Below are 12,110 nucleotides of genomic sequence, written 5' to 3' on the forward strand. Positions count from 1 at the left end.
GTAAGTTCCTATTACCGGAGTAAACATTCAGTAAACCCCTCCTGTCGGGAAAGGGGTTTTCTTCTACCAACGGCCGCTCCATTGAGAAGGGCCGGCTGTTCATAAACAGGCTATCAAGCAGGAACTCGCTTCGCCGCAACGGCGATTCGGAAGCCATAAGCATATCCTGCCGAAGTTGTTTCAAATTCCGCTTTTGCCGTCACGGCCGCGGCTCAGGGTCCGCTATACCGTTCGGTATAAGAAAACCCCTTTCCCGGTCCAACCTCAAACGTACGGGGGTTACCGAAAGCTTACTTACCGGATCTGCTGGCCTGCCTGCTCCAGGGTCACCCGGCCGTTGATATAACGAAGCAGGTCAGGCGGCAACTCAAAGCCGGAGAGCAAAATAGAACGATATTCCGCCACCGCCTTGTCGCTGTTCCCTTCCTTGTCATAAATTCTGGCCTTGGCGATCATGGTTTCAAGGGTATCGCCATACAACTCCTCGTGTCGGGCAAGAAGCAGCAATGCCCCCACATTATTGCCGTTCTCTTCACTGAACACCGCATAGCTGAACAGGGCCTCGCTGGCAGGCGGCGTCCCGTCCGGGCCCGGCTCCCGGACCGCCAGGTCGAAGTACTCCTTGGCCGGCGCGATCTTCTTCATGTTAGCCAGGCCGATGGCGGCTATCAGGGCACCATCGCGGTCATCAGCATCCGCCTGCAGCGCCATCTTGGCATAGTGTACCGCCTTGGCGTTCATTCCCTTGTGGACCAGATAGAGAGTGGCGAGCCGGCCGGCCAGTCTGCCATTGGCGGGCCATTGGGCCAGGGCCTTTTCGTACCGGACCAGGGCCCCGTCAAGATCACCCGCCTTTTCCAGGGCCCGCCCTTCCCGCTCCAGCTTGTTCGCCGCAAGGACCTCGGCAGGCATCTCCGCCCGCTTCTGCACCAGAACCGACTGGCTGGCCCCGGTTGCCGCCGGGGCCCCTTCCCCGGGAGTCACGGTCAACTGCTGCCGCACGGTAAGGTTGTCCGCCGGCCGGGTCGGCCAGTCAAACTTCTTGTCCTTGGGGGCAATGACAATGGTGCCGTAACGCTCCAGCTTTTGCAGGTCCTTCAGGTTCAAGATCACGTCCAGGACAAAATCCCAGGGCACGTTGTTAAGGGCCAGGGTCAGGGTGCCGCCCACTCCTTCGTCAACCACGATGTTCATGCCGCTGATCTCACCGAACAACCGGAAGACATTATGGAGATCGATTTTGTAGAAGTCAACCGAGATCCCCATCTTGTTGTAGCCGGAATAGGCAAAAGCGTCCTTATCGCCGACATCGGCCCCATCGGCCCCATCGGCCTGCCGGCGGACCGTTTGCTCCTGTTTGGTCAGGTCGGCAACGATCGCTTCCCCGGGAGAGGCCGGCCCTGCGGCCGGACCGGAAGATACCGGTTGCGGGAAGGTGATCACAATATCGTTTCCCTGCCGCTCCACTGCATATTTTTCTTCCGCAGTAAGAAAAAGCTCCAACCTGGCCAGGGGGGGCGACCTGTCGTCGATAACCTCTCCATGAACCGCGGATACCACGCTGGACGGCAGGATCATCGGCAGAAGCACGGATTCGGCAAACGATGCATCAGCGATATCAATCACCGTTCTGAGCGGATCAAACAGTTCGTATACCGTATAGGTTGGCGGCGCCGAACCCTGTATCCGCAAGATCAGCCCACCGTCGGCCTCCACCGCGGTTACCCCGGTAATCCGGTAGGCGTCGGCCGCGGTTTCGACAGCAACGGCAACCCTTGTTCCAGCCATTATCAGCAGGGTCATCACCACCAGAAAGAATATCGTCCGCACGTTCAGCTTAAGGGTCATTCCTCATCTTCCCCCTGTGTTTTCATGACCATCTCCACTTCATTATACCGCAGATCACCAGCCAAGGTATACAAGGTCTGCTTGACAACCACCAGGTTGGGTGCGATTTTCTCAACAACGCCGGCCCGGCCGATCTTTGTTCCCGGCTGGAGAAGATAGCCCTTGCCGGTGGAATCCTCCACCATTGCCACATAGCGCTTATCTTCCCGCAGAACAATGGCCACCAGGCGCAGTTGGCCCGGTTCAAACCGCCGCATCCCGGTCAGTATTTCCCCGCTTCCCGGTCCGCCCTGGTCGACAATGATCTGTTCCATGGGCATGAACGGGTCGTGGCGGCCCTTCCGGACATAGACGAAACCATCATCGTCATCACCGAACAGGGCCGCGGCCTTGCTGCTGTCACTGTCGTCCGGAGCAACCCCGGCCGGCCCGGCCTCTTCGGCCCAGACGGCCGGCCGGACAAGGCACAGCCCGGCCAACAACACCGCGCCGTACAACCAGCAGCGCCATCCCGTCCATGCCCCCTTGTCTGTCAGCCCCATTGTTACTCCACCGTGTCAGCTTCTTTGAATCGGTAGGTGACCAGATTCAATGAGGTATTGAGAATTATCTCTCTGTTTTCCATGGTCGGGCCGGACATCCTCAGATCGGACGCGGAAACGATCCGGTCCAGCTTGCTCACCTGGAAGAGGAAACTGCCCACATTATGATAGGGGCCCCGCACCTGGATGGCCACCGGGACCTCCATGTAAAAGTCCATCGGCCTTTCAGCCCTGGGGGTGAAGCTCAAAAACTCCAGGCCGGCGTTGGTGCCCAGGCTGGAAATATTGGTCAACAGCGAGGGAATATCCTTTCGCTGGGGTAAAAGCACCGAGGCCAGGCGCAGTTTCTCCTCGGTCGCCGCCATTTCCGCCTTGTGTTGCGGCAGGTTGGCGGCCGTGGCCTTCACCTCGGCCAACTTGTTCTCCAGGTTGGCCCGCTGCTCTTCAAGGGCCTTGATTTCATCGTTTTTCGGCAAGAAGACAAGATAAACAAAGAGACCCGACAGCAGGACAAAGACGGCCGCATAAATGCCCAGCCTGACCTTGGGCGACAGGGCTGCCACTTTACTGTCCAGAAAGGTATCGAACGCCTCCTGCAGCTTTTCCTTATCCATCTCTTTTTTTGCCGCGATTGCTGTTTATCGTTGGTTGCAGGGCCTGGCACCATGCCGCGCGAACAGCGCCTGTTGAAAGGGCGTCACCCGCGTCGGAATCAAGCCCGGGTATTTCTTGCTTAACAGACATCAGCCTTCGCCCTCCGGTTCCCCTTGATCCGGCTCAATAATATCGCAGGTCAGGGAAAAGGATTTCAGCCTCTGCCCCCCCAGCATGTAGAGGGACGAACCCTGCAACTCCGGGTCGGCAAACAGATAAGAGCCGTCCAACAGCTCCATATAACTGGCAATATTTGCGTTGTCCAGCGCTATTCCCGCAAGTTGCAACTGCCCGTCGGCCTGGGAAAGCGAGGTGAGCCACAGCTTGTTGGCCGGGGTAAGGTTGGCGATCTCATCCAGAATCCGCACCGTAAGCCGGGACCCTTTTTTTAACTTGGCGATCACCGCCAGTTTGTTTTCCAGGGCAGCCTTGTCCTTTTTCAGTTTATCGATCTCGTTCAGAATGGACTGATAGGAGTCCTGCTCAGCTTCCAGGGCCGCGGTCCTGTCCTTGAGCCCGGCGATTTTCTGATTCAACCCCAGCCCCCCAAGGGCGAGCAGCACCATCAGGCCCACCACGAACCCGGCAAAAATAAACACCTGGTTCCTGGCTTGCAACCGCCGCTGGATCTGTTTGACTGGTAACAGGTTTATCGTAATCATGGGGATCTCTAGAGTACCGATGGCCGAACCGCCAATCCTTTGGAAATCGCCATCTCAGGACCGATATACTTCACATATTGCGGGTCGATTCTTGCGGGATCAAACTCCACGTTGGCAAAGGGATTGAAGACCTCGGTGGCAATTCCGGTTTCTTCGGTCAGGAAATCAGCCAGCCCCTGGACCCTGGAACCGCCGCCGCTCAACACAACCCTTTTCAGGCTTGCCTCGGGGTTGTTGGAATAATAGAGGTCAATGGCCTTCTTGATTTCAAAGGCCCATTGGGTGCAGGTGGAAACAAAAATATTTTCCAGGTCCGCCTGTTTATCACCGACCGGCGCCAGCCCCACTTTCAAGGCCTCGGCCTCGTTGATATCCAGGCCGAAACGGTTCTGGATCTGTTCGGTCAACGGGCGGCTGCCGACCACCACGTCCCGGGCAAGCACCGAAACCCCGCTGGCAACGATGTTGATACTCATCTTGGTTGCCCCGATATCGACCAGGGCCACGTTTTCATCGGCAGCCACGCTGGACTGGTAGGAGTTTTCCAGGGCAAACCCGTCCACATCGACGATCACCGGCCGCAGACCGGCCGCCCTGAGCATGCCGAGATAGCCGTCAACCACGTCTTTCTTGGCCGCCACCAGCATGACATCGGTGCGGTCATGCCCTTCGGTGTTGGTGTGCAGATCCTGAAAATCAAGATACACGTCGTCGATATCAAAGGGAATATACTGGCCGGCCTCGGACTGGATATACTCCTCAAGCTCCTCCTCGCTCATCACGGCAAGATTTATCCGCTTGACGATGACAGAGTAACCGGAGACGGTGATCGCAACCCGCTTTTCCTTGATCTTCAGATTGCCGACCAGGGCGGAAACCACCGCGGCAACGGCCTCAGGGTCCTGGAGCATCCCCTCTTCCACCGCGCCCACCGGCAGCACCGCGCTGCCCAGGCTGAGCAGCCGAAACCCCTGGTCGATCTCTTCAACCTGGCATATCTTTACCGCATGGGAGCCGATATCAAGACCAATGGCATGCTTCTGCTTTTTTGTGGCCTTATGGAACTCCGGCATCTTTAATTTCGGCAGTTGAAAACCCACCATGATCACCACGATCTTGAATTCCAGGTTAAAAAAAGCACGCCGCTGACGGAAGCGCTCCGAATCGGACAGGGATAGAACCCTGTGAATTTACTACAAATGGTAAAGGGCAGGATCGCGCTCGGCCGCCAAGCCGAAAACCGGTTGCCAGCCTTTTACCCGGTAGTCTGGTTATATGGACATCAATATAAGAGGCTTGTCAAGATAAATATTCGACAACAGACCGTTTTTATAGTGAAAATAATTTTAACGGTCAACCCGGAAAGACATTTCTTCCCAGGGTTGAAGTCCGGGAATAATTCCACCCGGCCGGGAGCAAACCATCTTGTATTTTACGAGCTTTTCGATTACTTAAGGTTCACATTCCTGACAAGTTACTTTCCACACCATGAAATCAAGGAGTCCATGCCTTGCCGGCACAACAAGAAAACCTCCCCCAAAAGTCGGTACTCAGGGAATATATTGAAGCCATTGCAATCGCCCTGCTGCTGGCCCTTTTTATCCGGACCTTTGTTGTCCAGGCCTTTAAAATCCCCTCCGGCTCGATGATGAACACCCTTTTGATCGGCGACCATATCCTGGTCAACAAATTCATCTACGGAATCAGGAACCCCTTGTCCGGCAATGTACTCATACCGATCAAAAGGCCCGAGCGAAACGATATCATCGTGTTCAAGTATCCCCTCAACCCCAAGCAGGATTATATCAAACGGGTAATCGGGGTGGAGGGCGACAAGATCGAGATAATCAACAAGCAGGTCTATATCAACGGCCAGCCCTTTAACAGTCCCTACAGCATCTATCTCGACCCGGATGTTCTGCCCGCCTCTGTTCAACCCCGGGACAATATGGGGCCGGTGTTCGTGCCCCGGGACTCCCTGTTCGTCATGGGCGATAACCGCGACAACAGCTATGACAGCCGTTTCTGGAAATTTGTCAAGCTGAAGGCGGTCAAGGGCAAGGCCTTTATGATATATTGGTCATGGGACAGGGAACATTTCGCCTGGCAGTGGGACCACCTCCTGTCAGTACGCTGGAACCGGATCGGCAAATTGCTGCATTGATTATTGCGCGCATGCGGCGCGCTTGTTAATAGTTATGTGTTAATGGTTGATGGTAACCGTTCACCGGGGGTACGGATTTACGGTAAACTCATGCCCGTAAGCGTTTACCAGTGGCTTAGATTCGTTCATTCGGGACTGCGAAGCATACTGGTGCTATTCGAGCAGGCCAGAATGGGCGAAGATGAGGTGCTGGTGAACGCTTACGGTTGATGAACTCGTAACAACCCGAAAGGCTTCAAATGCCACCCAATAAAATCAACAAGTTACAAGACGAATCACGTCCGTCGAGCGGGTTGTTGCGAGACCGACAATGGTTAGTTATATGAAAGTCGTGCTGGACAAAGCCCGCTGTCCGGGGAGATTTTCATTGCTGGTTGTGGCTGCGGCCCAAAAAATATGGTCCAGCCATGCTGGTCAGTAACAGCGTATTACAGATTTTCACCCAGTTACTGATAACAAACAACTGTTCACTGTTTTCAAGTGACTGCCATGGCTTCCAAATACATCTTCAGGCATAAGCACATTCTCGGCCTTGAGCATCTGTCCGGCGAGGATATAAACCATATCCTGCAAACCGCGGAGTCGTTCAAGGAGATCTCGGCGCGCTCCATCAAGAAAGTGCCCACCCTGCGGGGCAAGACGGTTATCAGCCTCTTTTTCGAGCCAAGCACCCGGACCCGGCTTTCCTTTGAGATCGCGGCCAAACGGATGAGCGCCGACACCTTTAATATTGCCGTTGCCACCAGCAGCGCCCAAAAGGGGGAGTCCCTGGTCGATACGGCCCGCAACCTTGAGGCGATGAAGCCGGATGCGATCATCATGCGGCACTCCCTGTCCGGCTCGCCGCACCTGCTTTCCCAATACCTGGACACCCCGGTGATCAATGCCGGCGACGGCCGGCATGAACATCCCAGCCAGGGTCTGCTCGATCTCCTGACCGTTAAGGAGCACGGAAAAACGATCAAGGGGTTGAACCTGGCAATAATCGGCGATATCGCCCACAGCCGGGTGGCCCATTCCAATATCATCGGTTTCACCAAGATGGGGGCCCGGGTCTCGGTGGCTGGTCCGGCCACCTTTATCCCCAGGGATCTCGAAAAAATGGGGGCCCGGGTCTGCGGCTCGGTGCGCGAGGCCATCACCGGGGCCGATGTGATCATGCCGCTCAGGATTCAGAAGGAGCGGCAGGACGATGCCCTGATCCCCTCCTTCCGGGAGTATGCCGCCTTTTTCGGAATCAACCGCGAGCTGCTGGCCGCTGCCAAGCCCGATGCCCTGATCATGCATCCGGGCCCGATCAACCGGGGGGTGGAACTGGCCCCGGATGTGGCGGACGGTCCCCAGTCAGTTATTCTCGACCAGGTAACCAACGGGGTTGCGGTCCGGATGGCCCTGCTCTACCTGGTAATGGGTAATGTTTGAGGTGTTTCGGTTATGTCAGACCATACGGATTTGCTGCTTCAAAACGGAAGAATAATCGACCCGGCCAACGGGATTGACGCAACCGGTGACCTTTGCATTATTGATGGACGGATAGGGGCACGTGGCGCCCAATCCGGGAACAACATCCGGGTCATCGACTGTACCGGCAAGTGGATCGTTCCCGGGCTCATTGACATGCACGTCCATCTGCGGGAGCCGGGCGATGAGTATAAGGAGACAATCGCCAGCGGCACCAGGGCCGCGGCTGCCGGCGGATTCACCGCAGTGGCCTGCATGCCCAACACCTTGCCGGTAAACGACAACCAGAGCATTACCAGGTTTATCCTGGAAAAGGCCCTGGAGGCGGGCGCGGCCCGGGTGTACCCGGTCGGGGCGATCAGCAAGGGAAGCCGGGGCAAGAGTCTGGCCGAGTTCGGCGAGATGAAGGAGGCCGGGGCAGTGGCGGTGTCCGACGATGGTCTGCCGGTGACCAACAGCCAACTGATGCGCCGGGCCATGGAATATGCCAGCAACTTTGGACTGTTGGTCATCTCCCATGCCGAAGACCCGTTTTTAAGCCGCAACGGCTCGATGAACGAGGGCTTCCTCTCCACCAAACTCGGGCTGGACGGGATCCCCGGCCCGGCCGAGGAGGTCATGATTTACCGGGACCTGGCCCTGGCGGAATTCACCGGCCAGCCGATCCATATCGCCCATATCAGCACCAGGGAGTCGGTGAGTCTGGTCCGGCGGGCCAAGGCCAGGGGATGCCGGGTGACCGCGGAAACAACGCCCCATTACTTTACCCTGACCGAAGAGGCGGTGGACAACTATAACACCAACGCCAAGATGAACCCGCCCCTGCGCACCGCAATGGACAGGGACGCGATTATTGAAGGGCTGGCCGACGGCGCCATTGACGCCGTTGCCACTGATCATGCCCCGCATAGCTGCCTGGAAAAGGAGGTGGAGTTCGAGCGGGCGGCCAATGGAATCATCGGCCTGGAAACCGCGGTGCCCCTGGCCCTGGCCCTGGTCCGCCAAAAACATCTTGCCCCGGCGAGGATGGTGGAGCTGATGTCTGTCAATCCGGCCCGGATCTTAAATGTTGCCGGCGGCTCACTGGCGCAAGGGATGGCCGCCGATGTCACGGTCATTGATCCGGAGGCCCGATTTCTCTATTCCGAGGACCAGGTCGTCTCCAGGAGCAAAAACTCCCCCTTTCTCAACCAGACCCTCACCGGCCGGGCAATACTGACCATTATGGACGGCAGAATCAGCTTCAACGCGATGTGATGAACAAAGTGCAGGGTGCAGGGTGCAGGGTGCAGGGTGCAGGGTGCAGGGTGCAGGGTGCAGGGTGCAGGGAATATTATATCCAGCCCACGATCACTGCCCCATATTTTTTCCGTCCACTGTCCTCTGTCTTCCGGTAACCACGCCCTCGCTTCAACTCATTGCTCATTGCTCGTTACTCGTTGCCCCTTTCGTTACTCATCGCTCGTTACTCAGCACTCGTTACTCATCGCTATATTATCGCCGGATGGCGAATCGTTCCTGAACCGACCGTAACCGTCTGGCGCCGGCGGCCAGTCGCTTTTGACTTACCGTTCCGGCCGCACCGGCGGCAGCCAGGGCAGTCAATGAGCGGACCACCTTGTCGTGGTCATGGCAGATGAGCAGAAGATCGGCCCCGGCCGCAAAGGCGCTGCCGGCCGCCTCCTCGACCAGGCCATGCTTTTCAATGGCCCCCATTTCCAGGTCATCGGTAACGATCACCCCCTGGTAGCCCAGAACCTTGCGCAGCAGCTCGGTCAATACCTTGGCGGACAGGGTGGCCGGGGTCTCCGGATCAAGCCGGGGATAGATGGTATGCGAGGTCATGATCGCCGCCACTCCGGCCTTGATCGCACCCTTGAACGGGATGAGGTCTTCGGTCAGAATTCGGGCCAATGAGCGGTCGACCACGGGCAGATGCCGGTGCGGGTCCAATACCGCGGCCCCCAACCCGGGAAAATGCTTAGCGCAGGCCGCCACTCCTTCCTTTTGCAGACCGGCGATCACCAGGGCCCCCAGGCGGGCCACCTTTTCCGGGTCTCCGCCCAGGGAGCGATGTTCCATGAACAATCCCTGGCCCGCCGGACTGACATCAAGGACCGGGGCCAGGTTCATGTTGATGCCAACCCCCAGCAGTTCCCGGGCGCAGGTCCGGGCATACTGCGCCAGACAGTCCTCGGGATATGCTGATTCGGCCAGCTCACGGGCATCGGCGAACTGGGTAAAGGGCGGGGGCAGGCGGGTGACCGAACCGCCCTCCTGATCAATTGCGATCAGGGGCGGGGCCAGGCCCTGGTCGAGACAAATCCGGCGCAGCTCCGCGGTCAGGGCGGCCAGTTGGCCCTGGTCATGGACATTACGGCGAAAGAGGATGAAATTATTGACCCGGTACTCGCGGATCAGGCGCCGGGTGGAATCGTCCACCGTGATACCGGGAAGTCCGGCCATGAAAAAACGACCCAACTCCATCGGCCTGCTTTTCATGGGGTCTCCTTGCCCCGGTAGGGGAGCGGATCGACCAGCCCGGCCTCGGCAAAACCCTTGAGCCGCAACCGGCAGCTGTCGCATTCACCGCAGGCCAGCACCTCACCCTGGACTTGCAGCGGATCATAACAGCTGTGAGTCCCCCTATAGTCAACCCCCAGGGCCACCCCTTTCTCGATGATCTCCCTTTTGGAAAGCTGCAGCAGCGGGGCCTGGATCTTCAGTTTTTTATGCTCTTCAGCGCCGGCCCTGGTGGCCAGGCCGGCAAGTCGCTCAAAGGCCCTGAGATATTCCGGCCGGCAGTCCGGGTAGCCGCTGTAATCCAGGGCATTGACCCCGATAAAGATATCGCCGGCGCCCTTGACCTCGGCCCAGGCCATGGCATAGGAGAGAAAAATGGTGTTCCTCCCCGGCACATAGGTTACCGGGACGGATTTCTCCATTTCACCGAAATCACGCCCCTTGGGCACCGAGACCTCGGTGGTCAGGGCGGAGCCGCCGATCCTGCCGAGATCGATCCTGAGGACAAGATGCTCCAGCGCACCCAGCCGGTCCGCATTTGCCCGGGCCTGTTCAAGTTCCATGACCTGGCGCTGGCCATAGTCGAAACTCAAGCAGTAACAGGCAAACCCTTGGGCCCGGGCAATGGCGAGCACAGTGGTGGAATCAAGCCCGCCGCTTAACAGGATGATCGCTTTATCAGGGGAAATGTCTGGGGTCATAACCGCTGGGTTTGATTATGGGAAGGATGGTCCGCAGCCTATGCAGGCAAGGCCCTTTTGCCTTTCATTTTAGCGGCCGGCCGGGCACAGGGCAAGATTATAATTGTCGGTCTCGCAACAACCCGCTCGACGGACGTGATTCGTCTTGTAACTTGTTGATTTTATTGGGTGGCATTTGAAGCCTTTCGGGTTGTTACGAGTTCATCATAATTAAAAGGGAAGGGGCTGGATTATTTTAATCCCCTGGGGCCGCACCTCTGCGCCAGGATCTGCCGTATCTCCTCCGGATAGGTGTGTTGCTTGTTCTTGAGAACCGGCAGGACCTGTTTAAGCACGAAATCCGCTGGCTGCTCCTTGAAACCGAGATGTTCTACATAGTCGAGGGTGAACTCGCCGGGATGATAAGAGATTCTGCCGCTGGTCAGGTAGTCGCCGCAGAGATGGGCAAGGTAAAGGATGGCCACAGGGTCTCGAAAATCTTCCGGAATATCGGCCAGCGGCGAGAAATCAGCAGCCCGGAGAAACTCGATACTCTGGTGGATGGTTGCCGGGATATCCCATTTCCGCAGAAGCAGCGCCCCGAGCCGGGCGTGGTTCAGGGTGTCGAGCAGGCCGGCTAGCCGTGGGTTGTTGCCTTTCAGCAGCAAGATCACACTCTTGCCGATATCATGGAGCAGTCCGGTGATGCTGACCACCATGGGTTTGCCCCGCTTGCTCAGCAGGGATATCTCATAGCTCACCAGGGCGATGAGATTGGAATGGGCATGCAGGCCGCGGAATTCCTCGGTATCCGGCATGGATTTCTGGATACTGTTTTTCTGGACCAGCTGGTAGATCTGGTTGAAACCGAGGAAAATCACCGCATGCCGGAAATCGGCAATGGGCGATGGAAGATTATAGTAGTAGGAGTTGATCGTTTTCAACACCGTGCTGACCAGTGACGAATCAGTGCCAGCCATTTCGATCAACCGGTCGGTGCTGGCCTTTTCATCCAGCAACTGGGTCAGCAACCGGCTCTGGTACATGGGCAGACGGGGGATCTTTTCTAAGATTCCCTGGATCAGTTCCGATGATTCATAATCCATCTGCCGGCCAATGCACTGATCCTTGAGATAGTTGGTCAGGTAGCGGGCCCGGGCGGCCAGGAGATAACTTTTGTCATACAGGGCCGCGGCCCGCCGGCCGGCCAGCCCGGTCCGACAAGCCATTGACACCCGTCACAATTTTCGGCTTGACCGCCTTTTTTACCGGCGGTTCAACCGGGGGATATTTTCTCTTAAAGAACGAGAACATGGCGCTCCGGCGATTTCTTGATCTGGTAAACATTGATGAACTCGTAACAACCCGAAAGGCTTCAAATGCCACCCAATAAAATCAACAAGTTACAAGACGAATCACGTCCGTCGAGCGGGTTGTTGCGAGACCGACAAACATTCAGTAAACCCCCTCCTGTCGGGAAAGGGGTCTTCTTCTACCAACGGCCGCTCCATTGAGAAGGGCCGGCTGTTCATAAACAGGCTATCAAGCAGGAACTCGCTTCGCCGCAACGGCGATT

Annotated in this window: 11 protein-coding genes; 3 read left to right on the top strand and 8 right to left on the bottom strand. The window is 57.2% G+C overall.

The window, feature by feature from the left end; genetic code table 11:
* Positions 1-294 precede the first annotated feature (294 nt).
* From L3J03_10945 to L3J03_10965, 5 genes are all read right to left on the bottom strand, one after another.
* Positions 295-1,848 (bottom strand): hypothetical protein, encoded by a 1,554-nt coding sequence (locus tag L3J03_10945; protein ID MCF6291498.1) that lies wholly within the window; start codon positions 1,846-1,848, stop codon positions 295-297.
* Positions 1,845-2,390: a hypothetical protein gene (locus L3J03_10950; GenBank protein ID MCF6291499.1), complete on the bottom strand. Its 546-nt coding sequence runs from the start codon at positions 2,388-2,390 to the stop codon at positions 1,845-1,847. Before L3J03_10950 ends, L3J03_10945 begins: the two co-directional genes overlap by 4 nt.
* Before the next feature lie 2 nt (positions 2,391-2,392).
* Positions 2,393-3,004, bottom strand: a complete 612-nt coding sequence (locus L3J03_10955; protein MCF6291500.1) for a type 4a pilus biogenesis protein PilO — start codon at positions 3,002-3,004, stop codon at positions 2,393-2,395.
* A 129-nt stretch (positions 3,005-3,133) separates the two neighbouring features.
* Positions 3,134-3,706 carry a PilN domain-containing protein gene (locus tag L3J03_10960; protein MCF6291501.1) on the bottom strand — a complete coding sequence of 191 codons (573 nt, stop codon included), beginning with the start codon at positions 3,704-3,706 and terminating at the stop codon, positions 3,134-3,136.
* Between the two features lie 8 nt (positions 3,707-3,714).
* Positions 3,715-4,809, bottom strand: a complete 1,095-nt coding sequence (locus L3J03_10965; protein ID MCF6291502.1) for a pilus assembly protein PilM — start codon at positions 4,807-4,809, stop codon at positions 3,715-3,717.
* Between the two features lie 407 nt (positions 4,810-5,216).
* On the opposite strand from L3J03_10965, the gene lepB reads away from it, so the two are divergent.
* From lepB to L3J03_10980, 3 genes are all read left to right on the top strand, one after another.
* Positions 5,217-5,870 (top strand): signal peptidase I, encoded by a 654-nt coding sequence (gene lepB / locus L3J03_10970; GenBank protein ID MCF6291503.1) that lies wholly within the window; start codon positions 5,217-5,219, stop codon positions 5,868-5,870.
* 489 nt (positions 5,871-6,359) lie between these two features.
* On the top strand, positions 6,360-7,292 hold the full coding sequence (locus L3J03_10975) for an aspartate carbamoyltransferase catalytic subunit (protein ID MCF6291504.1): 933 nt from the start codon (positions 6,360-6,362) through the stop codon (positions 7,290-7,292).
* A 12-nt stretch (positions 7,293-7,304) separates the two neighbouring features.
* Complete coding sequence (locus tag L3J03_10980; GenBank protein ID MCF6291505.1) at positions 7,305-8,588, top strand: dihydroorotase; 1,284 nt, start codon at positions 7,305-7,307, stop codon at positions 8,586-8,588.
* Positions 8,589-8,825: 237 nt separating this feature from the next.
* Here L3J03_10980 and nagZ read toward each other — a convergent pair whose 3' ends face one another.
* From nagZ to L3J03_10995, 3 genes are all read right to left on the bottom strand, one after another.
* On the bottom strand, positions 8,826-9,833 hold the full coding sequence (nagZ, locus tag L3J03_10985; protein ID MCF6291506.1) for a beta-N-acetylhexosaminidase: 1,008 nt from the start codon (positions 9,831-9,833) through the stop codon (positions 8,826-8,828).
* Complete coding sequence (queC, locus tag L3J03_10990; GenBank protein ID MCF6291507.1) at positions 9,830-10,555, bottom strand: 7-cyano-7-deazaguanine synthase QueC; 726 nt, start codon at positions 10,553-10,555, stop codon at positions 9,830-9,832. Before queC ends, nagZ begins: the two co-directional genes overlap by 4 nt.
* Before the next feature lie 230 nt (positions 10,556-10,785).
* The gene (locus tag L3J03_10995) at positions 10,786-11,763 is read right to left on the bottom strand and encodes an HDOD domain-containing protein (GenBank protein ID MCF6291508.1); all 978 of its coding nucleotides are present in this window, start codon (positions 11,761-11,763) and stop codon (positions 10,786-10,788) included.
* Positions 11,764-12,110: the final 347 nt, after the last annotated feature.

It is taken from the genome of Desulfobacterales bacterium (assembly GCA_021647905.1).
Lineage (GTDB): Bacteria > Desulfobacterota > Desulfobulbia > Desulfobulbales > BM004 > JAKITW01.